Origin of the sequence: Phorcysia thermohydrogeniphila (genome assembly GCF_004339575.1) — a bacterium.
GTDB lineage: Bacteria > Aquificota > Aquificia > Desulfurobacteriales > Desulfurobacteriaceae > Phorcysia > Phorcysia thermohydrogeniphila.
In genome coordinates this window covers 264,358-289,152 of the sequence record NZ_SMFV01000001.1, presented here as the reverse complement: position 1 = coordinate 289,152, position 24,795 = coordinate 264,358, and the positions used below count along the sequence as shown (strand labels likewise).

Below are 24,795 nucleotides of genomic sequence, written 5' to 3'. Positions count from 1 at the left end.
TATTAAAGGGCTATACCTTCTTCTTTTACTGCTTTTTGTAAGTCTTCTATTATGACGTCAATTAGGTTCTCGTCCTCTGCTTCAACCATTATCCTGAGGACGGGCTCAGTTCCGGAGTAGCGGACTAAAACCCTGCCCTTTCCGGCCAGTTTCTCTTCAGCTTCCTTTATTGCGTTCTGGAGCTTTTCAAGTTTCTCAAGAGGAGGTTTTTCTTTGACCCTTATGTTCTTTAGCTTCTGAGGGAAGGTCTTTACCATGGAAGCGAGCTGGCTCAGCGGTTTCTTGACGGATTTAGCGATTGAGGCAATGAGAATTGCTGTCAGGATTCCATCTCCAGTTTCGCTGAACTCTTTGATAATTACGTGGCCTGACTGTTCGCCGCCAACGAGAGCTCCGACCTCATCCATCTTCTCTGCCACAAACCTATCACCTACGGGAGTCCTGTGGAGGTTGAGTCCCATCTCTTTAAGGAACACTTCAAGTCCCATGTTGCTCATAACTGTTGCGACCACTTCTTTACTCTTTTGAGCGTAGTGGGCTGCGAGAATGGCTATGAGCTTGTCGCCGTCCACTATATTGCCGTTCTCATCAACGGCAATGCACCTATCGCCATCTCCGTCAAAGGCAAAGCCCATGTGGAGGTTAAGGTCTCTGACTTTCTGGGCTATAAACTCTGGGTGGAGAGCTCCACACCCTTCGTTTATGTTCTTCCCGTCGGGTTCAGCGTTAAAAACGAAAACCCTTGCTCCGAGGGATCTAAAGACCTGCGGTGCTATCTGAAAAGTAGCGCCGTTTGCGCAGTCAATTCCTATCTTTAGACCTGCCAAGTACCTTCCAGCAGATTCAAGGTGTTTTTCGTAAGACTCAACGAGGTTCTCTCCGTCAAAGACCCTTCCGATATTTTCCGGCAAGGCTTTGGGTAGTTCGTACTTGTTGAATACAACGAGTTCCAGTCCCCCCTCTTCTACTTCAGAGAACTTCTTTCCTTCCCTTGTAAAGAACTTTAGGCCGTTGTACTCGTAAGGGTTGTGGGAGGCCGATACCATTACGCCGCCGGAGAGGTTACCTTCCCTTACGAAGTAGGAGATGGCGGGGGTTGGAACTGTGCCGACGTCTATTACGTCAACGCCCGTGGCTGTAAGTCCGCTAATAAAGGCGCTCTTAATCATGTCAGAAGAGAGGCGAGTATCTTTACCGATAACGACTGTGTGCCTTTCGTCTGGAAACTTAGCGTTGAGGTAAACGCCGTAGGCTATACCTATCTTTTGAACCATTTCAGGAGTCAGGGGATATTTATTGGCAATGCCTCTTATTCCGTCCGTACCGAAGAGCTTCCTCTTTGCCTTCATTTTGCCTCCCTTACCGTGATTTTTACTGTGTTCGGTTCTACCCGGTACTTGCTAACGAGTTTCAGGTGAATCTCTCCTTTCCCTTTAACTGATGACAAGTCAACCTTTTCTGTTTCAACGTATTTTACGCTGTTTTTCGCGTCTTTCGGGAGGTAAACGATAACGTAGTTAGGGGAGATGTCAAGTTTTAAACCTTTTTTCAGGCCAACGATGTTTAGCTTTACTGGAACAGCCTTTTCTATGAGATTTTCTACTTCTACGGTAATGCTCTCGGGATGTATTTTTTTAACCTTTACGGACTGGATAGGAAGGATAAGTCTTGACTTGTCTATTTTTACTGATATCTTGCCGTCTTTGTTGGGGAGTAGATTTGCCGGTAAGACGAATTTAACGGTTCCTTTCTCTCTCAGTATGATGAGGTCTTTTCTGTAGCCTTCAACGAGTATCGTTACCACCTTCGGGTGGTAGTCAATTATCCTGTAGTTGCCCGTCGGAATGGGGTGGATTTTAAGCTGGAGCTCCACCTCCGAGATTTCCCTGTTCACTGCCAGTAGCCATAGTAGGGTGGCAAAAAGCAGAGCAAGAACCTTGTAGTGGAACCTGTAAAACACTGCGTCAAGCAGCTTCTTCACTCTTGCTTCTCCTTAAGCTGAAAAAGGAGTTTTTCTCCTTTGCCTTCTTAACGAGCAGTCCTTTGAGAACTTTCTTAAGCTTTTGGGGGTCAAGGTCCTTTATGAGCTTTCCGGTATAGGCAACGGAAACGGCGCCGGTTTCTTCAGAGACAACGACGACAACTGCATCTGTTTCCTCGGTTATCCCTATGGCAGCCCTGTGCCTTGTTCCTACTGTCTGAGGGAGGTTGGGGTTAAGGGAAAGAGGTAAGAAGGCTCCGGCCTTGTAGATTTTGTTTCTCCTTATTATCGTTGCGCCGTCGTGGAGGGGAGTTCCCGGCCAGAAAATTGTGATAAGGAGCTCCTTAGAAACCTCTCCGTTAATGGCCGTTCCAGCCTCAACGTAGTTGTCAAGGTTAACCTCCCTCTCAATGACCATAAGAGCTCCTATCCTATCTTCAGACATTGCAGCTGCAGCTCTAACGATTTCTTCTATTACTTTTTCAGCCTCTTCTTCGGAAGAAAAGATGCCAAAGTGTTTTTCGCCAATTCGTGCAAGGATTCTCCTAATTTCTGGCTGAAAGATGACGAGGAGTGCAAAGATACCGATTGTTATCAGGTTGTTAAAGATGAATGATAAAGTGTAGAGGTGGAAGAACTTCGCAATAACGCTCAAAATGAGAAGGAACAGGAGACCTATCAGTATCTGAATTGCTCGGGTTTGAGAGAGGTAAATGAAAATCCTGTAGATGAGGAAGGCTACAATTAGTATATCTATTACGTCCCAGAGCGTTATTTTGGGGAAAGTCTCTAACAACTTGCCTCCTCAATGGCTAAAAGGGTGTCAAGGAACTGCTTTGTTTCCTTTACGTCGTGAACTCTAAGGATTTTTGCACCTTTTAGGACGGCTATTGCCGCTGCTGCGAGGCTTCCCGGTACTCTACGGGCTGGAATTTCTTCTCCCGTTACAGCACCTATGAAACTCTTCCTTGAGGCTCCTATGAGTATTGGTAGTCCGAATACTTTGAGCTCTGAAAGCCTTTTGAGAATGCAAAGGTTGTCTGTGACCCTCTTACCAAAACCTATTCCCGGGTCAATGATGAGCTGGGAACGTTCTACGCCCCTTTCTTCTGCCATTTTTATGGTTCTCTCAAAGTACTCAACAATTTCCTTAACTACGTCCTCGTAGTAAGGGTTCTTCTGCATGTCCTTCGGAGTTCCCTTAATGTGCATGATTACTGCAGGACACTTCCTCTTTGCCACGAGCTGTGCCATTTTGCTGTCAAAGTGAAAACCGCTTATGTCGTTAACGATGTCTGCTCCTGCGTTAAGAGCTCTCTCAGCAACGGAAGACTTGTAGGTGTCTATGGAGATAAAGAAGTCATCTCCAAGTTTCTTCCTCATCTCCTCAATTACCGGAATGGTTCTTCTTATCTCTTCCTCCAAAGGAACGGGCTCTGCGCCGGGGCGGGTTGATTCGCCGCCGATGTCAATAATCTGTGCGCCTTCTTTTAGCATCTCTTCGCATCTTTTGAGAGCTCTATCGGTAGAGCTGTAAAGTCCTCCGTCAGAAAAGGAATCGGGAGTTACGTTCAGGATTCCCATTATGACAGGTTTTTTTAGGGAAAGTTCTTTTCCCCTGTAGGAAATCGTGAAGGAGTCTTTCCTATATTCTGAGAGGGTTTTTTGGAGCTTTTCGGAGAGCTTTTTAAGACCAAAAGGTTGTAGCTTGAGTTTCTCAATTAGCCTTTCAAGTTCCCTTTCTGTAACCATTAGAAGGACAGTGCACTTTCCCTTTTCAAAACTTGAGGCCTTCCTTGGGACGGCACAGTCCCCTCCAAGAGCTATAGCGTCCTGCTTTAAAATGTTTGCGGCTCTTGTGTCAATGTCCTTTACTTCAAAGAGTAAGACCTTCCCTTTCTTTGAAAGAATTTCTACACCTTGAGGGGTGTTACCTATTTTCAGCAGGTACTCTTTTAACTCTTCCGGGTCTTTGAATTCCTTAGGGACAATAAGCATCCTTTCCTCTTGCTATCTTTATTGCTTTACTATTATACTGTCAACCTCAAAGGAGGTGGCAGTGGAAGAGCTTCTTTCCCTAAAAGAGGCCGCTCAGCTTCTATCAGAGCTGTTTAACAGGAGTATTTCGGAGACGAACATATCCTACTTGATAAACTACGGAAGAGTAAACGGTTACAGAAGAGACGGAAAGCTGTTTGTTTCCCTAAGGGAGCTAAAGGAGTATTACGAAAAAAAGCAGGAGGAAGAGAGAAGGAAGTATGAGGCCTACTTAGGGAAGGAGATAAACTGGCACTTATCCTTTGACTGGGTTAAGGAATCTGAAAGGACAAAGCATGTCCATCGTCTTCACCCTTACAAGGGAAAGTTTATTCCTCAGCTTGTTGAGTACTTTCTTGACGAGCATACAGATGAGTTTAAAAGAGAGGTCTTTTTTAGGCCGGGGGATATAGTACTTGACCCTTTCTGCGGTAGTGGAACAACCTTGATTCAGGCCAATGAACTTGGCATTCACAGCATAGGTATAGATGTCTCTGAATTCAACACTATTATTGCTGAAGTAAAGTTTGCAAATGTTGATCTTACAGAGCTTGAACTTTCAGTGAGAAGTATTTTGAGAGACTTAAAAGCGTACGAGTCTCAGGAAAAGCTGACAGAATTTGAAGAAGAGCTAAAGAAAAAGCTTCAAGAGTTCAACCAAAGATACTTTCCCTCTCCTGAGTTCAAGAAACTTTTCAGAGCCAACAAAGTAGAAAAGAGCTACTTAAAGGAAAAAGAGAGGGAGTTTTTAGAAATTTACCTAAATCTTCTAAGGAAGTATGGCGTATCCTTAGAAAGTCCATCTCAAGGGAAATTCCTTGATAGGTGGTATTTGCCGAGCGTTAGAAGAGAAGCAGAGATTGTTCTCTCACGTATAGAGAGGGTGAAAGATGAAATATTGAAAAAGACTTTAATGGTAATCTTGAGCCGCTCAGTTCGCTCTGCACGAGCGACAACTCATATGGACTTGGATAGGTTAAAAGAACCTCAGTATGTTCCTTATTACTGCTATAAACATTTTAAAATCTGTAAGCCTGTCTTTCGGTTGCTTCCTATATTCCAAAGATACGCGAAGGATACTTTAAGAAGGTTATCCGAGTATAAGAAACTAAAAACTGATGCTTTTCAGGTGGTTCTTACAGGGGATAGTAGAAAGATAGACATATTTGAGGAGGTGAAAAGGAAGAATAGGAAATTTTATGAGCTCCTTAAAAGGCAAAAGATAAAGGGTATTTTTACTTCACCCCCTTACGTAGGACAGATAGATTATCACGAACAGCATGCTTATGCCTATGAACTCTTTGGAATAGAGAGGAGGGACGAACTTGAAATAGGACCTCTCTTTAAAGGTGAGGGGTTAGAAGCTAGAAGAAGCTATATTGAGGGAGTTTCACAAGTCTTGAAAAATTGCTTGAGATATTCAATTGATGATCCTTACGTTTTTATAGTTGCTAATGATAAGTATAATTTGTATCCAGAAATAGCCAGAAGGGCAGGATTGAAAATAGTGGAGGAGTATAAAAGGCCCGTTTTAAATAGAACGGCAAGAGATAAAAATCCTTATGGGGAAAGTGTGTTTTTAATGAGGAGGATTAAATGAAGGAAGAATTGGAAAAGTTAAAAAAGTTGATGGATCACTTAATAGGTTTATTTGAATTTTTCGACAGGGAAGATGAGTTTAAGGAGGTTTCAAAGATACTGCAACAAGTTAATTTTAGGATGGATTATATTTTGGGTAATAGACAGATAGTATTGTCAGACCTTATAGAGTTTATAATTTTCGGAAGACTTGCGTATTTTATGCAAAGTAGGCCTAACGAGTCTAATAAGAAGCTTTTTTTGGAGTTCCTTTTGGGTTTGATTAATTTATTAATGAAAATAGATAGTCTCTCAGTATCTGAAAATAGGAGAAAATCATTTATAAAAAAACTTCTGAATGAGAAGTTATATTTAGATGAGCAAGATAGAAAAAATTTGATGATGCTAAAAGTTTGGAATAGACCCATAGGGATGCCTTTAAAGGAAATTCTTAATTCTTTAAGAGGGTTTCAGAATCTTAAGAAAGGAAATAAAAAGAAGTTAGAAAATTTTATAAAGGAACTAAATAAAGTTTATGACTCTGTTCTACCCAAAACAGCTGGTGGCTTATGGCATGAATTAGGAACGTATGCTTTTATGTTAAACTTAGATTTAGGTTATATTATTCCTTTACTGATTCATCAAAGAATTTTCAGCTATTCGGATTATTTAGTTCCTCCTGACTTTCTATTATTAACTTATGATTCAAAATTATACGGGATTGAGGTTGGAGGAAAAAAAGAAATACAGTCTGGGTTATTCTCTGCAAAGACAGGAATACCTACAATAACGATAGATACTTCAAATTCGAGAGTTTCCGATAGATGCCCCATTTGCAAAAGTTGGATACAACTGTGTCCTTATGTTATTGAAAGATTTACAGAACCAGAAGTAAAAGAACGATTACTTAAAGGTAAATTTGAAATAAAATGTTTGGAAGAATGTAATAAATATAAAAAAGAGGAAATTCTCAATGGGAAATGCCCTTATTCAAAGTATAAGCAAGAAAGAGGTAAATCAACTTATAACTCTCATAAATTTGCTGATGGAAAACATTATCATTGGAAGTGTGTACTAAATAACCTTAATAGCGAGACAATAGAACAAATAAAACAAAAAGGAAATAGAGCCATAAAAACGCACATTCTATATTACAGTGGATTTGAAGGTCTATTTAAAAAAATAATCTTAGGGCAGGAAATTATCACTTTGAAGAAAAAAATTCTTAAGATAGAGGAAATTTTTAAAAAAATTTTAAAAGGTAAAGATGATGGAGAAGGAAGCTCAGCTCATAGCTCTTGAAATCCTGAGGGTTTTAAAGTCCCGATTCGATAATTCTCTGGAAGATGCAGAAAGCAATAGAAATGCGCCGTTTCATAAAGCAGTTTTAAATACTTTTAGCAATAAGTTGGAGAAACATATAGATAACGAGAGTTACTGTAATAGGCTATGGAATCCGTAATAACAACCCACAAGAATATGGACTTAGACTCCCTTGGGGCAGTAGTTGCAGCAAAGAAGCTCTTTCCTGAGGCTACGGTAGTTTTACCGGACGCCAAGGGAAGTGACGTTATTAAACTCCTTTCTGAAAACCCAGACCTTTTGGAGTTTGTAGGGGAGAGCTCCTTTAAGGGAAAGATTAAGAAGTTAATCGTTGTTGATACCGATTCCTTAGAGAGAATTCCTAAGAGCGTTGCCTCAGGGCTTTCTCCAGATTCAGAGGTTATCGTCTACGACCACCACTCCCCCGTTTTCTCTCAGGTAGAGGAGGCTGATGTTCACTACAAGCACTCTGGCTCTGTAACTTCTTTGATGGTTCTCCTCCTTAAAGGAAAGGGAATAATCCCTTCTCCCTTAGAAGCTTCCGTTATGTTAACTGGGATTTACGCTGATACGGGAAGTTTTAGGTTTCCTACGACTTCTCCCCTTGACTTTGTTGCCGCTGCCTACCTCCTTGCCCTTGGAGCTCGCTTGGAGTTTGTAAAGAAGTACCTTCCCCTTGAGATGTCAGACAGAGAGCTTGACGTCCTGAAGGTTTTAAAGGATAACCTCGTAGTTACGGAAGTTCACGGCAACCGCATAGGCATTACCTACGCCCGGTTTGATTCCTACGTTGGAGAGGTTGCCCACCTTGTCAGTAAGCTCCTTGAAATTACGGGACTTCCGGCCCTTTTAGCGGCTGTAGAAACTCAGGGGGCTACCTTCCTTATAGGTAGGTCTCAGACCGAAAAGGTTGATGTTTCTAAGGTGGTAGGCCGTTTCGGTGGAGGAGGACACCCAGAGGCCGCCTCGGCTACGGTGAAGGGAAAAACAGCTTTTGAGGTTTTAGAGGAGCTCCGAAGAGTCCTCTACGAGGAGGTAGAGCCCCTTAGAAGAGCTGCCGATATCATGACCTCACCTCCGATTACGGTGAAAGCAGGAGCAAGTGTAAAAGAGGCGAGAGCTCTCCTAATGAAGAACAGCATAAACGCCGCTCCAGTTGTTGATAGAGAAGGAAAGATTGTTGGAATTGTAAGTAGAGCTCTCCTTGATAAGGCCGTCTACATGGGACTTGAAGAGGAAAGGGTTTCTGACGTTATGGAAAGGGACTTTTTCTCCGTATCGCCAGAGACTTCCCTTGACGAGGTTGAAGAAATCATCGTTGAAAGACATCAAACCTTTGTCCCGGTAGTTGAGAAAGGCCGCCCGGTTGGAGTCATAACGAGAACCGATATCCTTATGAACCTCTACAGGAATGAATTAGCGGATATTTCCCGTTTTTACGAAAAAAGGGCGAGTCTATCACCTCGCTTTAAAAACGTTGCTGCGAAGTTAAAGGAAGTCCTTCCTGAAGAGCTCTTTAACCTCATCAAGGAGATAGGTAAGTTTGCAGATGAGAGGAAGGTTAACGCTTACATAATTGGCGGTTTTGTCAGGGATTTAATCATCGGAAGGAAGAACTTTGACGTTGACATCGTTATAGAGGGGGATGCGACAGTTTTTGCCAAAGAGCTTGCTAAACGTTTTGGTGCAAAAGTTCACACCTATGAAAGGTTTAAAACTGCAACGGTCGTTTTTAAGGGAGGGAAGAGAATAGACTTTGCTTCTGCAAGGACGGAAGTTTACAGAGCTCCCGGAGCTCTCCCAGAAGTTGATATGGCACCATTAAAGAAAGATTTAATGAGGAGGGACTTTACGATAAACACTTTGGCCATAAAGATAAACGAGAAGGAGTTTGGAAAACTCATAGACTTTTTCGGTGGACTTAAAGACATAAAGGACAAGAAAATAAGGGTTCTCCACTCCCTTTCCTTTGTTGAAGACCCGACGAGGATTTTAAGAGCTCTCCGCTTTGCCACAAGGTACCGCTTTGAGCTTGGAAAGCACACAGAGAGGCTCCTTAAGATAGCCGTTCAGAGGAAACTGTTTAAAACGGTAGAGGGTCAGAGGATATACCACGAGCTTAAGCAGATATTCCTTGAAGATAACCCTCTAAGGGTAATGAACAAGCTGGAAAAGTACAGAATAATTTCTTCACTTTTCCCCTCAATCTCTTGGGACAGATTTAAGAAAGATCTCTTTGAAAGAATTAGGAAAGTAATTATCTGGCATAAGCTTAACTTTCCGGAGAAGGAGACTAAGTACCATATCCTTTACTTCGGAGCTCTCTTCTTAAGAGAACCTTTAAACCGTGTTGAAAAGTACATAAAAGAGCTTGCCGTTCCGCAGAAAGAGGCAGAGCTCCTATTCCAGATTCTTAAAAATTCCCTGCCTCTCATCAAAAAGGTAAGGCTTGCAGGGAAAAATAGTGAAGTTTACGAACTTCTGCAGAACCTTCCTGAAGAGTTTTTACTTTTCTTGGCAGCACTTCCACAGGATGAAGAGACCAGAAACAGGGTTCTCAACTACCTTAAAAGCTGGCGATTTATAAAACCCCTTGTAAACGGTGAAGACCTTAAAAGTATGGGGCTTAAGCCGGGACCTGTCTTTAAGAAGATTCTAAGTAAGCTAAAATATGCAATTATAGATGGAGAGTTACCCAATGACAGGGAAGAACAGCTTACACGAGCTAAGGAGCTTGTAGATGCAGAAAAGCGCTGATTTGCTTGTTGCTTCTTGTGTACTTTTTCTCTCCTACAGCTTGGCTCAACTTGCTTCTGCTGTAGCCACATTTGGGTTAAAGCCTTGTTACAAGATTGATTTTCCTTCTACTTCTGTTTCTTCAAAAAAAGAAAAGCTTATTTCTTCCTTAGAAAAGCCCGGTTTCTTTAGCTCAGGTGAGAAGAAAGTAGAGGAAGTGCGCGAAGTTGAAAGTCAGGGGGAAGAAGTTTATTCACTTGATAACTATGTCCTCAAAGGGACTATAGTCTGTAGCCAGTGTGAACACAGTATAGCCATTCTTAAAGAGAAAAAAAGCGGTAAGAGTCTAACTGTAACTTCAGGTCAAAAGGTAGATGGCTTTAGAGTAGTTGCAGTCTACCCAGACAGAGTTGTTCTAAAGGGTAAAGGAAGGACGGTTGTTCTAAAGCTCTTTGAGAAGAAGTTTAACCGAAGTTCCAGTCTTCTGGATTCTAAGCAGGGGGAAAGAAACGTTTTTAAAGTGGAGAGAAGGGAAATAATAGATGAAATATCCTCCGGCAACTTTCTCAAGTATATAAGCATCATTCCTTGGAAAAACCCCGAAGGTTTAAAGGTTACTTACGTTAACCGCAGGAGTTTCATCTACAAGCTGGGACTGCGTCCCGGGGATGTTATAACTTCTATAAACGACGTCCATATAAAGACGCCGGAGGATTCCTTCTCCGCCTTTGAGCAGCTTAAAAACTCTGATACTGTAACTATAACGGTGGTAAGGCATGGCAGGGAGATTAAGCTCCACTACGAGCTTGAGTAGGAGGGTCGGGGTTATGAGGAAAACTGTAATTGCACTTTTCGTCTCTCTCTTTTCGCTCTCACCCCTTGTTTCTTTGGCACAGCCTCCTGAGAGCGTTCAGATAAACTTTGACTCGGTTGACATTCAGGATTTTACGAAAGTGGTAAGTCAAGCTATCGGCAAGAACTTCATAATACCTCCAACTTTAAAGGGGAAAATTACGGTTATTTCCCCAAAGCCGATTCCTAAAAAAGAGCTCTTTAACCTCTACGTTGCAGCTTTAGATGAGCTCGGGTATCAGGTGGTTGATTACGGAAGCTACGTAAAGGTAATCAGGAACAGGAACGCTCCTAAGGAGAGTGCTGACGTTAAGTCGGGAAAAGTGGACGGGGGAGACAAAATACTTACCTACATCATAGTTCCCGAGCACTTGCAGGTTACGCCGATTCAAAACCTTGTTAGGAATCTACTCTCTCCTGTAGGTAGGGTAAGCTTTGTTAGGGATGCAAACGCAATTGTCGTAACGGATAAAGAGAAGAACATCCACAGGATAGAGACGGTTATAAGGAGGATTGACAGAGCTCCCGTCAAGATGGAGATAACTTCTTTTGAGTTTAAGAACGGTAAGGCCAAAGACGCAGAGAGGGTCTTGAGAGCTCTCCTTGATAAGACCTTTGCCTTTGACATTGCAAAAGTCCTTCCGATTCCCGGAAGGGATTACTACCACTTTGCCGTAGATGAGAGGACGAACACTCTCTACCTTGTTGGAACTCGCAAAGTTATTGAAGAGGTAGCTTCCCTCGTTAAGAAACTTGACAAGCCCTTAAACGTTGAGGAAGGGAACATTCACATTATAAGGCTTAGGTACGCCTTTGCCGAGGATATGGCGAAGGTTCTTGATAGCCTCTTTAAGGGAAACGCTAAAAAGAGCGTGGGCCTAACTGGTGAGGTAAAGGTCGTTGCGGATAAATCCAGTAACTCGCTAATAGTTCTTTCCTCCCCGAACGACTTTAAGGTGGTGAAGGAAGTTGTTGCGAGCATAGACATAAAGAGGCCACAGGTCTTTGTTGAGGTTCAAATAGTTGAGATGTCTATGGACAAGCTCCTCCAGCTTGGCGTTGAGTGGAAGTTCCTCTCCCGTGGAGAGCTTGTTCCCTTTGGAGGAAGCCTTTACGGTAACCTGCCCCTGCAGGAAGGATATCCTACAGCTTCTCCGGGGCTTCTCCTTGGACTTGCCAAGTGGAGAAACGGTATGCCGGATATTGGTCTCCTCCTTAACGCCTACGCTAAGGAAGGTGGAGTTAACGTTATAGCTACTCCCCAGATTCTCACCCTTGATAACGAGGAAGCAGAGATTAATATCACCAAAGTAATTCCCTACTCAACCGGGGTTAAGTACGACGCAAACAACAATCCCGTTATCAGCTACGACTACAAGGACGTTGGTATAACTCTTAAGATTACTCCCCACATAACAGCCTCCGGAGAGGTCAGGCTAAAGATTTACGAAAAAGTAGAGGATGTAGTAGGCTACGCAAACGCCGACCAGACAGCTCCCATTACGTCAAAGAGGGAGGCGAGGACCACAGTTGACGTTCAGGATGGACAGACCCTCGTTATAGGTGGACTTATAAAGAGTAAAAAACTAACAACGGTTGAAAGAGTCCCTATTCTTGGTAACCTGCCTATAATAGGAAACCTCTTTAAGAAGACGGGACACCAGATTGAGAAGACGAACCTCCTCGTTTTTATTACGCCAAGGATAGTTAGGAGCAGGGAGGAGGAGAACCAGCTTACAAAGGATAGGTTAAAACTCTACTACGAGAACATAAGGAAAATTCAGGAGTCCAGAAAGGGTATAACCTCGGACATAAAGGGCTTTGGAGAATTTCAGATGGGAGAGGGTCTAAGAGTAGATGTTAAGTGAGAGGGAGTTTATTGAGAGATTAAAGAAAAGGGGACTTATCCCGCAGAAAGCAGGCAGTAAGTTCAGAGATTTGGTGGGGATTGTTAAGTGGAGCTCCCCCGAAATCAAGGAGCTCTTTAAAGAAGCTGGCATCCCGTTCCTTGAAAAGCTTCCAGAAATAGAAAGAGAAGTTCTCTCTAGGGTTCCTTCCCTTTTCCTGAGGAGAGAGAGGATTATTCCCTTAAAAGAAGGAGAACATTACGTAGAAGTTGCCACCGATAACCCTTTCAACTTTGAAGGGCTTAAGAAGCTTGAGTGGATGTTCTCAAAGCCTGTAAAAGCCTTTGTAGTTCCCTTTGACGAAATTAACGCCTTTCTGATGGAAGGAGAGGAATCGGAAGAACAGGAACAGGAAGAGTTTGAAGAAGTTCTTGGCGAGGACATACTCGCTTCTACGGAAGAAGCCCCTACCGTTCAGTTTATAAACGATATTCTTATGACTGCCCTTAGAGTAAGGGCGAGTGACATTCACTTTGAGCCTTTTAAGGACAGAATGAGGATTCGTTTTAGAGTAGACGGTGTCCTTAAAACTTTCAGAGAGATTCCAGTTTCAAAAGTGCCGGCAGTTGTTTCAAGGCTAAAGATAATGGCGAACCTTGACATTGCGGAAAAGCGCCTTCCTCAGGACGGAAGGATAATGGTAAGGGTAGGGGGAAAAGAGGTTGATATAAGGGTTTCTACACTCCCGACCTACTTTGGAGAGAGGGTGGTTTTAAGACTCCTCTCAAAGGAGAGCATTCTCTACTCTACAAAAGAGCTGGGGCTTCTTGAGGAAGACTACAGGCTGTTTGAAAAGTTAATCCACACTCCCCACGGGATAGTCCTTGTAACGGGACCTACAGGCTCAGGTAAAACCACAACTCTCTATGCCGCCCTTTCTGAGATAAACAACGAGGAAATTAACATCATAACGGTTGAAGACCCTGTTGAGTACCAGCTTGACGGTATCTCTCAGGTTCAGGTGAAACCCGACATTGGGCTGACCTTCGCGAGCGCTTTGAGGAGCATCTTAAGGCAGGACCCCGACGTAATAATGATTGGTGAAATCCGCGACGTTGAAACGGCCGAAATTGCCATTCAAGCTGCTCTTACTGGCCACTTGGTCTTTTCAACCCTCCACACAAACGATGCGGCCTCTTCCGTTACAAGGCTCCTTGATATGGGAATTGAACCTTTCTTAGTCGCCTCTTCCGTTGTAGGGGTTATCGCTCAGCGCCTTGTTAGGAAGGTGTGCCCCTACTGTAAGGAAGAATACACCCCGACCTTTGAAGAGCTCCGAGAGCTCGGAATTGAAAACTTTAAGGGTTCTTTCTATAGAGGGAAGGGCTGTGAGAACTGTATGGGAACGGGTTATCTCGGGAGAACTGCAATTTACGAGATACTGCTCGTGGATAGTGCTGTAAGGAGGGCGATTCTTGATAACAGGGACTCTGACGAGATAAAGAAGCTTGCCGTTGACAGGGGAATGAAGACGCTGAGGGTGGACGGTGCTGAAAAAGTTAAAATGGGGATAACAACTCCGGAAGAGGTTCTGAGAGTTACGAGAGGGTAATGGCAGTTTTTAGTTATAAAGGTGTTGATAGGAAGGGAAAAGAAGTAAAAGGGGTAGTAGAGGCTTCTTCCCGTGCCGGAGCGATAGAGAAGTTAAAGTCCCGAGGTATATTCCCTTACGAGGTTAAGGAGGAGAAGGAAAAGAAGAAATCTTTTGTGCAGTTCTCTTTACGGAAAGGACTTTCTGATAAGGAGCTCCTCATTTTCTTCAGAACCCTCGCTGCCATGCTGGAGGCAGGAATACCCCTTACTGACGCAATTACGGCCTTTTCCCGCGACGTAGATTCTAAGGGGAAGGAAGTCTTCCTGACGAGGTTAACGGGAGCTCTGAAAGAGGGAAAAAGCTTCAAAGAGGCCTTGGAGCTTGCCGGAATTACCGACCCCGTGGTCCTTAGCTTGGTTCAGGCAGGAGAAAAAGGAGGAATGCTGCCAAGGAGTCTGAAAACTATTGCTCAAATCTTGGAGAGGAAAGAAGAAATCAAGCACCTCTTAGTAAGTGCCCTGATTTACCCTACAGTTCTCATTCTGGTTGCCCTTGGCACGGTCGTTTTTATGATGGTAACGGTGATTCCCAAAGTCACTTCCATATACAAATCCGTTAAGCTGAGCTTGCCGCTTAGCACGAGGATTACCCTCGGCGTAAGCAACTTTCTAATTGAGCACTACGCCCTTTTGGTAGTCTCTATTTTTGTTGTTTTTTCCGCTTACGTTTTCCTAAGTAAAAAGCTGAAAAATCAACTTGATAAACTTAAACTCCGATTGCCCGTTGTCGGGAAGTTTCTCTTTTATATAGAAATTCAACGCTTTCTGGAAATACTCGGAAGTTTAGTATCTTCCGGAATTCCGATAGTAGAAGCAATTCCTGTAGCAGCCGGAGCTGTTAAAAATAGTTACATTGCCGGATTAATATTTGAGGTTAAAGAAGAAATTAAAAAAGGAATTCCTTTTCACAGAAGTTTCTCTTCTGCTTTTCCGAGAAGCTACAGTTTAGTTATTCACCTTATTAAGACAGGGGAGGAAACCGGTTTATTTGGCGAAATGCTCCTCAGAGCATCCCACTTTATACAGGAAGAGATAAAGATTAAACTCAATAACTTGACATCGCTCTTAGAGCCTGCTATGATGCTGCTTGTAGGTTTGATAATCGGTTTTATAGTGTACTCGCTCCTGCTCCCTGTGGTGAGCATAAGCACCATTACGGGAATAAGAGGATAGAATGAAGTGGTTAATAAGGTTCTTGAAGGGAGGAGGATATCACCTTCCGGCTATTGATATAGGTACTTACAGCCTCAAACTTGTTCAACTTGAGAAGAAAAAGAACGCTTTTAAGCCTGTCGTTTACGGAGAGCTTGTATACGATGAGCAGGTCTTTGCAGGAACAGAAATAATTGATAGATTTGTCCTTGCTAACTACATAAGACAGCTCATTGAAGAGAACAACGTAAGTGAGCGGGATGTTGCTATTCACGTTCCACTCGCTGCCTGCTTTTACAGCGTTATAAGTATTCCCTCTTCAAAAAATCCGGAAGAAGCCGTAATGAACTATATGCAGAGCATAATCACGCCGGAAGAACTCTCTCAGGTTAAGATAGACTACAAAATACTTCCAATTTCCATAGAACAGGATACAGTTGACATAGCAATAGCGGCCGTTAAAAAGGACTTTCTTGACGAGAGGATATCCGTTCTAACCCACGCAGGTCTTAATCCCGTTGTTATAGACATAGAGCCTGCAGCTATAAATAACCAGTTCTACCTCAACCATCCAGAGAGCACGAATGTTCCTGTCTGCATAGTTGACATAGGAGCTTCTTTTACGAAGATAGTGATTAGTTTTGGGGGATACCCTTACACGACGAGGAACTTGGAGCTCGGAGGGTTTTCCATAACAGAGCAACTTCAAAAAGAGTTTATGCTCAGTATGGAGGATGCAGAAGAGCTTAAGAGGGGGAACAACGTTAAGGAAATCACTTATGAGGAGGCCTTTGAAAGAGTTATCACAAAGTCCATTAAAAAGATAGCTACCGAAACCATGTGGACCATAGAGAACTTTAAAGACAGATTTAACTTAGACGTTGATACCATTTACCTCTACGGTGGTTCTTCAAAAATTAGGGGACTTGTTGAAGAGTTCAGGATGCTAACGGGGAAGGATGTTCTGGTGGGCTTTCCCTTTAGTTTTGCCGGGATAGCGGGTTACGAGGAGTACGAGGTTGCTGTTGGACTAAGCCTAAGGTATAAGGGTGACAGCAATGCTAAGGTTTAACTTTGCTGATGTTAAAGAGTCACGCCTTGAAAAGTACCTAAAGCCGGATGTTATCTTTGCGGTACTTATCGTGTTTCTTGCATTAGCAGTAGGCGCTTTGATGGAGAGCAACCTAAAAGAGGAAGTATCTGTAGTGAAGAGCAGAATAGCCCAGTTAGAGGCTGAGAAGAAGCGACTGAGGAAAATAGAAAAGCAGGAAAAAGTCCTCCGGGAAAAGCAGCAGGAGCTTGAGAGGAAACTTGCTATCGTTCGTGAGCTTAGTGAAAGGAGAAAAGTTCCCGCTTTCCTCTACTTCTTCGCTGACCCTGAGAACATGCAGGGGGTTTGGTTAACTTCTTTAGCTGTAAAAGGCAATCAGCTTGAACTGGAAGGAAACTGCAAAACCTTAGAGGAAATGTACCGCTTTATAGATAAAGTTGACAGAAAGTTAGGAACGGTAACTTTCAAAGAAGCGAAGTTGGAAACTTTTGAGGAGGAGAAGCTCAACTTTAAGGTAAATTACTACAACTTTAGCTTGAGTGCGGAGCTAAAAAATGGAGTTTCTAATTAGCCTTTACGAGCGTTGGTTGGAAATTCCACGGTGGCAGAAGTGGCTAATCATCTCTGCTATAGGAGCGATTATCTTTGCTTTACTTTACTACATTCGCATCGTTCCCCTTCAGGATACCTTAGAGGCTGAAAAGAGGAGAATGGAATCCCTCTCTTTAGTTGTTAACAGGCTTAAGACTATAGAGAGAAGGAAGCTTGACCTTGAGAAGACTATCCGGAAACTTGAAAGGAGAATTGAACAGATAGAGTCTGAGTTGCCTTCCGGTAGGGAAGATGTGAGCAGAATTATAAAGTCCATCTCCGATGCTGACAGCGGCGTTCAGGTTGTCAGTATTGAGAGGGGAGCTCCCGTAGAAAAGAAGTACTACGTGGAAGTCCCTTACTCCCTCAAACTGAAGGCTACCTATCCCGAGTTCCTCTCTTGGTGCGAAAAACTTTCAAGAGCAAACAGAATCTTAAACTTTGGGGACCTCTCTTTAAAGGCGATAGAAGTTGACGAAAAAGATAAAAAGTTGGAAGACGAGAGGTACACAACTTTAGTTGAACTTCAAATAAAAGCCTTTAACCTAAAGAGGTAGGGATGAGACTTCTTTTGGGGGCTTTGTTTGCACTCTTAGTTCCTCTTTCGGCGGTTCATGCTCAGACAGACCCTTTTGCAGACCCCGTAAGGAGCGCTGTTAAGAAGAGATTAGCTTCAATGGCTGCTCAGGGTCAGAAGGTTGTTCTCAATAAACCGGTAACTGTAAACAGATTTGAGCCAGTTCTTCCAGAAAGCCTTGATAGCTACACCGTTGAAGGAATTATAGGAAGCAAAGGTTCTTACCGTCTAATAGTAACCGATCCAACTACCGGTAGAACCTTTTTCCTTAAGGAAGGTGATGCTGTTGCTCCCGATACGGTGATAAAGAGGATAACCTTTGACACGGTGATTCTTACAAAGTACGTAATGGAAGGTGGAAAAATAAAGAAGGAGACCGTAACTCTCAAAGTAGATACGGAGGGATAAAATAATGAACAGGTGGCTTCTTCCCTTAGTTTTCCTGCTCTCTGCTGGTGTTGCGGAAGCGGGGACGATAAAAAAGGTTGATGCGGTTTTTGACGGGGAAGTCCTTGAAATAGACTTTCAAAAAGAGGGGGAGTGTGAAGCAGTTCCGCTGCTTAGCAGAGGAAAGAACATAGAGTACAAGCTTGAAAACTGCAAGATAGGCAGGCCCTTTACGATAGGAGAGAGAGGAGACCTGATAGAAAAGGTTGATATAAAGCCCGTTAATGGAGATACCCTCCTTAGCATAAGGCTGAAGCAGGAAGGAAAGGTTCAAGCAAGCGTTTCTGATGACACCATAAAGATTGTTGTAAAGCCTTTTAATTACGTGAAGCCGGAAATTACAGTTTCCCGCATTCCCAAGGGAGAGAGGATAGTATTTGATTTAAAGGTGAAGCCTCTGGGAGTATCTTACCTTCGTAAAGGGAATACTTTTGAAATAAAAGTTGCTGGCGTAAAGTTTGAGGAGGAGAGCTCTTCCCCTTACTCCAACTTCGTTAAGCTTGTGAAAGTGCGTTCCGTTCGGGAAGGGGGAATTATAGATGTAACCTTATTCCCGGGCGTTAAAGGGGTAGAGCTCACAACGAAAGGAAGCAAAGTAATTCTCAACATCTACGGCGGTTCAGCAAAGAAAGCCCTTGCGGGGACAGTTCAGAAGGAAGAATCTACAAAAGTTTCTTTAAATTTCACGAACGCTGACGTTAGAGCAGTCGTTAAAGCCATCGCTGAGGTAGCTGGAGTAAACGTTGTTTTTGACCCAGAAGTAAAAGGAAACGTTAGTATTAACTTTAAAAAGCCTGTCTACTGGAAGGAGGCCTTAAGAGCGGTTCTTGACCCCCTTGGACTCACCTATGAGGAAACTAAGGACTACATGAGGATACTTCCTAAGACCAAGATAATAAAGCAAGAAATTACAGAACCTGTTAGAACCTTCATAGTTCCCCTAAACTATGCCGACGCTAAGAAGCTCAAGGATGACCTTGAAAAGCTAATCAAGGGCGACAAGAGAGAGGTTATAACCGTAAACAAGGAGACAAACTCGCTGATTTTGAAGGTTACAGAGTCCCACTACAGGGAGATAATGAAGATTGTAAAGAAGGTTGACAGACCCGTTAAGCAGGTTCTCGTAAAGGCAAAGATTGTTCAGGTGGAGAACTCTGCCACGAAGGACTTAGGTTTTTCTTGGTTTGTTAGCGGTTACGATAGACTTGGAGATAGCTTTCACTCTACCTACTTAAGCGGTAGTTACGGCTTCTGGAAAGAGGATGCAGGTTTCACCCAGATAATAACTCCCGACACTTTTGGAAAGGTCTCTCAAATTCCTGCCCAACCCGGAACTTTAGCCCTTGGAATCTTGAACCCAACCCAAACTCTAAAAGTTGAACTTGCCTTAAAAGCCTTGGAAGTTGACGGAAATGCCAAAACTGTTTCAAGTCCAAAGGTCTTAACCCTTGACAACGAGGAAGCGACCATTGAGCAGGGTATAGAAATTCCTTATAGGGAAGCAACCGTTGGCTCTGGAGGAACAACTACTTACCAGCTCCAGTTTAAGAAAGCTTCTTTAATTCTTAAAGTGAAGCCCCACGTAACTAACGATGGCCAAATCATAATGGATATAGAGGTCAGGAAAGACTCTCCTAACCCTCAGTACGGTGGAGGAACTGCTGAACCGGCTATTGATACGAGGAACGTTAAATCCCGCGTGAAAGTCTCATCTGGGGAGACTGTTGTAATTGGAGGAATCTATGAAAAGATAAAGCAAGGGAATAAGAACGCCGTTCCGATAATATCCCAGATACCTCTTCTTGGATGGCTGTTTAAGAACGAGCATATAGAGACTGTAAATAGAAAGCTTTTGATATTTATAACTCCAGAAATTGTTGAGTAGTGGGGGGTACAATGAGAAAGCTTCTTTTAGCATCTCTTCTTCTTTTCCTCCCGGCCTGTGGTGGAGGAATGGGAAGTGAGAGCATTTATTTTTCTGAGCTTCAGAGAGGGGTGAAACAGCAAGACGTTAAGTGTTGTGCTAACTGGGATGATACGAATTCTATCTGTCTTGCATATACAATTCCACCTCCTCTAACTTTTACTTTTAAGGTTTCTTATGATTACTGTTTGGACTTTTCAGGCTGTGGAGGACAAAACTTTCATTTCTCTCCTGTGGATACAACAGTGGAACTATTACCTTCTTCTTCTCTTCCAGATGAACTTAAGGATGGAAACACCTTAGAGTACCTTTCAAGCCTTATTTCAGTTGAATCTGTTGACCTTTCCGAAGGAGGGGAAGCTGAAGGAGCAATTTCCCTAAGTAGTACGTTAGTAGAAGAGATGGAAAGATACTACAGCACTTACGGAAAGCCACTTTTGTTCACTCTTAAAGTAAACCTCGTCTACGTGGGAGATGATGGAGTTACGAAAATAACTGTTCCCTATCAGACTTTTATAGAGTTTGCTAACTTTATTTATGAAACTAACGATATGTGTACTACGGGCGGATAAAAATGATGGGGTTCTTAGTTATAGATAAGCCAACTAATTTAACTTCTTTTGAAGTTGTTAATAGGGTAAAAAAAAACTAAATGTAAAGGTAGGCCATACGGGAACCCTTGACCCCCTTGCCACTGGGGTTCTCATTCTGGCTATTGGTAAGGCTACGAAGCTTTCAGAGTATTTGCTTAAAAAGGATAAGTGTTACGTTGTTAAGGGACGTTTGGGGCTTTCAAGTAACACCTACGACGTTGACGGTGAGGTAAAAGAAGTTCCCTGTCAAAAGGTAGAGGAGGGAAAACTCGGGGAAGTTCTGAAAAACTTTACCGGAGAGATTGAGCAAGTTCCTCCTCCTTTCTCAGCAATTCGTGTAAAGGGTAAAAGGGCCTACGAGCTTGCAAGGAAAGGGGAAAAGGTGGAGCTCCCCCCTCGTCGCGTTACAATTTATTCCCTGAAACTCCTTGAATTTAGCTACCCCGACTTTACCCTTGAAGTCTGTTGCTCTTCGGGGACCTACATTCGCTCACTCGTTCACGATATAGGGAGAGCTCTCGGCTGTGATGCCGTTGTCGTTGAGCTGAGAAGAACAAGAGTAGGAAACGTTTCTCTTGAGGACGCCGTCCCCCTTGAGAAACTGAACAGGGAGAACATATCTCACTACATTCTTCCCCCCGACAGTCTGATTGACTTTCCAGAGGTAGAGCTCGGCGAAAGGGAAGCAAGACTGTTTAAAAACGGAGGAAGAATAAGATTGAACCTTTCGGAAGGCCACTATAAGGTCTACTCTAAGGGGACTTTCTTGGGTATAGGTGTTGTTAAATCCGGTTCTCTTAAACCTGAGAAGGTTTTAGTCGAGTGAACTGGAGCACGACTTTGAGCCTTTTAAGTATCTCCTGATAGTCCTCCTCTCCACTCTCAACCTTGTCCATGAGGGATTCAAGCTCCCTTGTGAACTCTTCCGAGGTGTACTCGGGAAACTTATTTGAAAGGTAGGTGTAAACGTCTATTCCAAGTTTTGTCGGGTATAGGAACTTCCCTTTCTCTACGACGTAGCGCCTGTCAAGGAGGGTCTGGACTATCTTGGCGTAGGTTGAAGGTCTTCCCAAACCTCTCTTTCTCATCTCTTCAACGAGTTCACCTTGGGTGTATGGGAATACTTTGGGAACTTGCCTTTTTGTGAATGAGAGAACGTTAAGGTAGTAGGTTTCGCCCTCTTTAAGTTCTGTCGGGAAAGGTTCAACCTTTAAGGGAACTAAGAGATTCCAGCCCTCTTTAACTATGGACGTAACTTTTTCCTCTTCAACTTCAATGTTTTCGGGGAGCAACTTAACGGCTAACTCAACGGTTTCAACCTCTGCTGGAATCATTTGAGAGGCCATAAAACGCCTAAAGATTAGGTCGTAGACCCTGTAGTGGTTCTTTGTCATCGTGGAGGTAGAGCCTGAAACGGTTACAAGGGTTCTTAAACCGTTTACGTCAAGAGGCCTTGTCGGTCTTATACACTCGTGAGCTCCACCTTCCCCCCAGCTTCTAAGTTTCAGGAATTCTGCTCCAAACTTTTCGGATATGTACTCCTTTGCAACTCCCATACCGGCAGTAGAAACCCTTGTGGAGTCCGTCCTGTGGTAGGTGATGAATCCGTTTTCAAAGAGCTCCTGAGCTATCTCCATCACGTCGTTTGCTGAAAGTCCGAGGATTCGGGAGGCCTCTTTTAGGAGCTCCCCCGTGTTAAAAGGTGGGAGGGGATTCTTCTCAACAACTTCTTTCCTCTTTACCCTTACCTTTACCTTGTCGGCTACGGCTTCTTTAAAGGCCTTTATGTCCTCAAAGCGGAACTTAAAGCTTCCGGCCTCTGTTTCTACCGTCAGTATTCCTACTTTTTCTTTGCTTTCTCTGTACCGCTCTATAACCCAGCCGAGAACCGGTGTCTGGACTCTTCCGGCAGAGAGCCAGAACTTTTTAAATACCTTCCAGAGGTGCTGGCTTAGTGAAAAGCCTACCCACCTGTCTGCCACTCTACGGACTATCTGAGCCTTTACAAGGTTTTCGTCCAGCTCCCTCGGGTTTTCAAGGGCTTCAAGGAAGGCTCTCTTTGTTACCTCATGAAACTCCATTCTTTTCATGTTCTTCTGGTAGGGTTTTAGGACAGTTCCAACGTCCCAACCTATCTTCTCCCCTTCCGTATCCGGGTCGCTGGCTATATAGACCTCGTCTATCTCAAGGGCTAAATCCCTAAGGGCTTTTACTGTGGTGAGTTTGTCCACGTCGGGCTTTCCGCTGCACTTTGAGCAGTGCTCTTCTGTTGTCTGTTCCCCACACTTTGTACAGTACTTTATTGTGTCGTAGACCGGTATGTGCCTACCTTCCTCCTCTTTTACTCCCCAGATTCCATCCCTAACCGTTAGGTCAAAGACGTGTCCTTTTGATGCTGTGAGGAGTAAGAGCTTGTTTCCTATGTTTATCTCGTAGGCGTCAACGTCCCTAACTCTCCTTTTGACCGGCTTTCCGAAGAAGTTTGCAATGGTTCTTGCCTTGTTCGGGGACTCAACAACGACTAAGGCCGTTTTTAGTAGGTTCTTCGTTTCTGCCTTTACCTTTCCTTCAAGGATTTCCCTTACCCTCTTCCTGTCCCTGTCAACGGTTTCAAAGACTTTAAGGAGCTCTTCCTTTTCAATTAGTGGAAGCCCAAACTTCTCAGAGAGCTCCTTTCCCCTTTCTACGTTTAAGACTCTAAAGGAAACATCCTCAAGGAAGATGTGAACCCTTCGCCTTAATGAGTTAAAGGCCTTTAAGTCGTCAACGAACATAATGCTAACGCCCTTTGTAAGTCCTCCTGCGAACATCCTTGAGGTTCTGCCAGAGGCCTGAATGTAGCCGGCAGCATCTCCTACAACGATGTAGAGCTCTCCTTCCTTTTCCTTTAAGGAGACGGTTTCAGACTTCTTTACCTTTTCAAGGAATTCAGGGTTGCTTAGGTAGCTCTCTATGTACTCTTTTACCTTTTCAAGTCTTTCTTTTACTGTGGAGCTCTTTATAGTCTCTTCCTTTAGACCTAAGTACTTCTTGAGGAAGGAGAGGTAAGAGGCAACTTTTGTCTGCTCTTCCTGTGGTAGGAGCTCCCTTATCGCCAGGAGAACCCCGAAGAGCTTAGAAGGAGAAAGTGTCAGCTTTATGCTGAACTCCATCTTGGGAACGCCCAAGAAGATGGCGTACCTGACGGCCTGAGGCAGGTCTATACCCCTTGCAAGGGGATTCCTGTAGCTGGCTATTCCGACTGCAGCTTGTATCTCCCCTTTTACGAAACTTTCCTGCCCCTCCGGTGTAAATCTCTCGTAGGAAATTGCGTTAATTCCATTCCTGTTTAAAAACTCAACAACCTCATCAACGTACTCCCTTCCCATGTCGGCAGAAGTAAAGACGAAGACGCCACTGCCAAACTCTTTTATGAACTCAACAGCTTTGGCTAAGTGGTTGCTCTCTGTATAGACCAGAACGTCCTCAACGTTCCTTAGGGCTGTAGCCGACTTTCCGACTTCAAAGCCAAGGAGCTCCCTAAATAGCTTTACCCTCTTTGACCTTGGCTGTGAGGTGGCCGAAGCGACAACGAGGACGTTTTCTATCTCCTTTCTCCTTTCTAAAAGGCGCTCTTCAAGTTCCTTTATTTCCTCGTAGATTTTTTTGTCTGCTTTACTTCCGAGTTTTGCAGCAAGACCTTTAAGCTCAATAACTCTTAGTGCAGTATTTACGTCCTCGTCGGTAAATCCCAGTAGCTTTATGACTTTATCTATGTTCTTTGCACTTTTTAGCAGTGAGTCAACATCATCAACAAAGACAAAATCAAAGGGTTTTGGAATAATGTCAAAGTTCCTGTATAGGAAGTTTGTCGTGGTTATCAGGATGTCGTAGTCGCCACTCTGGATTGCCTCTTTTTCCTTTTTCTTTCCAGTGTAGGCAACTATTTTTTTGTCGGTTAGTTTAGAAAGTTTTTGAACAGTCTGGAGGACTAAGAGTTTTGTCGGGACGAGGATGTAGACCTTACCGTCTATGTACGCAGAGGTAACGAGTCCCCAAGTTGTCTTTCCAACCCCCGTAGGGGCAATCATCGTGAAGGATTTTTTTAGTGCAACCCTTTTTGCCCAAGTAAGTTGAAGACTCCAAGGAGTAAAACCGGTTTTTTCTTTGAAAAAGCGTGAATAGTCCTCTGTAAAGGCATCAAGCTTACATATATCCTCAAAGTTTAACAGCTTATCCCCTAAGGCCTTACAGATTTCGCTCGGATTTCTGTAGTTAATTTTCTCCTTAAGACAGCTTTCACAGGGAAGTCCTGCCTTTAACCTTTCGTCGGATATTATTCCTTCACAGTTTGGACACATTCTATGAAATTCGGCTATTTTCACTTCCTTTCCTCCACTTTTAAAACTTAAAAAAGTGTATCACAAACTCCCTTAGGCTATAATGTTCCTAAACTTTGAGATGGAGAAGGGCT

Annotated in this window: 19 protein-coding genes; 14 read left to right on the top strand and 5 right to left on the bottom strand. The window is 43.4% G+C overall.

Annotated elements, in window-relative coordinates; genetic code table 11:
• Nucleotides 1-2: 2 nt before the first annotated feature.
• Genes glmM through folP form a run of 4 tightly spaced genes read right to left on the bottom strand, consistent with a single transcriptional unit; the run spans nucleotide 3 to nucleotide 3,979 of the window.
• Complete coding sequence (gene glmM, locus CLV27_RS01430) at nucleotides 3-1,349, bottom strand: phosphoglucosamine mutase (protein WP_132525082.1); 1,347 nt, start codon at nucleotides 1,347-1,349, stop codon at nucleotides 3-5.
• The gene (locus tag CLV27_RS01425; protein ID WP_132525080.1) at nucleotides 1,346-1,981 is read right to left on the bottom strand and encodes a YbbR-like domain-containing protein; all 636 of its coding nucleotides are present in this window, start codon (nucleotides 1,979-1,981) and stop codon (nucleotides 1,346-1,348) included. The genes glmM and CLV27_RS01425 overlap by 4 nt, the downstream gene beginning before the upstream one ends.
• On the bottom strand, nucleotides 1,965-2,777 hold the full coding sequence (gene cdaA / locus CLV27_RS01420; RefSeq protein ID WP_132525078.1) for a diadenylate cyclase CdaA: 813 nt from the start codon (nucleotides 2,775-2,777) through the stop codon (nucleotides 1,965-1,967). The genes CLV27_RS01425 and cdaA overlap by 17 nt, the downstream gene beginning before the upstream one ends.
• Entirely contained in the window at nucleotides 2,771-3,979 is a 1,209-nt protein-coding gene (gene folP / locus CLV27_RS01415; protein ID WP_132525076.1) for a dihydropteroate synthase, read from the bottom strand. The genes cdaA and folP overlap by 7 nt, the downstream gene beginning before the upstream one ends.
• 61 nt (nucleotides 3,980-4,040) lie before the next feature.
• Here folP and CLV27_RS01410 point away from each other — a divergent pair, with 61 nt between their 5' ends.
• From CLV27_RS01410 to truB, 14 genes are all read left to right on the top strand, one after another.
• Nucleotides 4,041-5,618 carry a DNA methyltransferase gene (locus CLV27_RS01410; RefSeq protein WP_132525074.1) on the top strand — a complete coding sequence of 526 codons (1,578 nt, stop codon included), beginning with the start codon at nucleotides 4,041-4,043 and terminating at the stop codon, nucleotides 5,616-5,618.
• Complete coding sequence (locus CLV27_RS01405) at nucleotides 5,615-6,898, top strand: hypothetical protein (protein WP_132525072.1); 1,284 nt, start codon at nucleotides 5,615-5,617, stop codon at nucleotides 6,896-6,898. Before CLV27_RS01410 ends, CLV27_RS01405 begins: the two co-directional genes overlap by 4 nt.
• A 147-nt stretch (nucleotides 6,899-7,045) precedes the next feature.
• On the top strand, nucleotides 7,046-9,676 hold the full coding sequence (locus CLV27_RS01400) for a CBS domain-containing protein (protein ID WP_132525069.1): 2,631 nt from the start codon (nucleotides 7,046-7,048) through the stop codon (nucleotides 9,674-9,676).
• The gene (locus tag CLV27_RS01395; RefSeq protein ID WP_132525067.1) at nucleotides 9,660-10,469 is read left to right on the top strand and encodes a PDZ domain-containing protein; all 810 of its coding nucleotides are present in this window, start codon (nucleotides 9,660-9,662) and stop codon (nucleotides 10,467-10,469) included. The genes CLV27_RS01400 and CLV27_RS01395 overlap by 17 nt, the downstream gene beginning before the upstream one ends.
• Before the next feature lie 13 nt (nucleotides 10,470-10,482).
• Nucleotides 10,483-12,375 carry a type II secretion system secretin GspD gene (gspD, locus tag CLV27_RS01390; RefSeq protein ID WP_132525065.1) on the top strand — a complete coding sequence of 631 codons (1,893 nt, stop codon included), beginning with the start codon at nucleotides 10,483-10,485 and terminating at the stop codon, nucleotides 12,373-12,375.
• Nucleotides 12,365-13,966: a type II secretion system ATPase GspE gene (gene gspE / locus CLV27_RS01385; protein ID WP_132525063.1), complete on the top strand. Its 1,602-nt coding sequence runs from the start codon at nucleotides 12,365-12,367 to the stop codon at nucleotides 13,964-13,966. The genes gspD and gspE overlap by 11 nt, the downstream gene beginning before the upstream one ends.
• Nucleotides 13,966-15,180, top strand: a complete 1,215-nt coding sequence (locus tag CLV27_RS01380) for a type II secretion system F family protein (protein ID WP_132525061.1) — start codon at nucleotides 13,966-13,968, stop codon at nucleotides 15,178-15,180. Before gspE ends, CLV27_RS01380 begins: the two co-directional genes overlap by 1 nt.
• 1 nt (nucleotide 15,181) lies before the next feature.
• Nucleotides 15,182-16,231: a type IV pilus assembly protein PilM gene (pilM, locus tag CLV27_RS01375; protein ID WP_132525059.1), complete on the top strand. Its 1,050-nt coding sequence runs from the start codon at nucleotides 15,182-15,184 to the stop codon at nucleotides 16,229-16,231.
• Nucleotides 16,218-16,781: a PilN domain-containing protein gene (locus CLV27_RS01370; RefSeq protein WP_132525057.1), complete on the top strand. Its 564-nt coding sequence runs from the start codon at nucleotides 16,218-16,220 to the stop codon at nucleotides 16,779-16,781. Before pilM ends, CLV27_RS01370 begins: the two co-directional genes overlap by 14 nt.
• Nucleotides 16,765-17,358 (top strand): type IV pilus inner membrane component PilO, encoded by a 594-nt coding sequence (locus tag CLV27_RS01365; RefSeq protein WP_132525055.1) that lies wholly within the window; start codon nucleotides 16,765-16,767, stop codon nucleotides 17,356-17,358. The genes CLV27_RS01370 and CLV27_RS01365 overlap by 17 nt, the downstream gene beginning before the upstream one ends.
• 2 nt (nucleotides 17,359-17,360) lie before the next feature.
• Complete coding sequence (locus CLV27_RS01360; RefSeq protein WP_132525053.1) at nucleotides 17,361-17,786, top strand: hypothetical protein; 426 nt, start codon at nucleotides 17,361-17,363, stop codon at nucleotides 17,784-17,786.
• 4 nt (nucleotides 17,787-17,790) lie between these two features.
• The gene (pilQ, locus tag CLV27_RS01355) at nucleotides 17,791-19,710 is read left to right on the top strand and encodes a type IV pilus secretin PilQ (RefSeq protein WP_132525051.1); all 1,920 of its coding nucleotides are present in this window, start codon (nucleotides 17,791-17,793) and stop codon (nucleotides 19,708-19,710) included.
• Nucleotides 19,711-19,721: 11 nt separating this feature from the next.
• Nucleotides 19,722-20,321, top strand: a complete 600-nt coding sequence (locus tag CLV27_RS01350) for a hypothetical protein (RefSeq protein WP_132525049.1) — start codon at nucleotides 19,722-19,724, stop codon at nucleotides 20,319-20,321.
• Nucleotides 20,322-20,454: 133 nt separating this feature from the next.
• Nucleotides 20,455-21,168 carry a tRNA pseudouridine(55) synthase TruB gene (gene truB / locus CLV27_RS01345; protein WP_338047270.1) on the top strand — a complete coding sequence of 238 codons (714 nt, stop codon included), beginning with the start codon at nucleotides 20,455-20,457 and terminating at the stop codon, nucleotides 21,166-21,168.
• Here the strand turns inward: truB and rgy are convergent.
• A complete protein-coding gene (gene rgy, locus CLV27_RS01340; protein WP_132525047.1) occupies nucleotides 21,140-24,706 on the bottom strand; it encodes a reverse gyrase in 3,567 nt (1,188 codons plus the stop codon). The genes truB and rgy overlap by 29 nt on opposite strands.
• Nucleotides 24,707-24,795 lie beyond the last annotated feature (89 nt).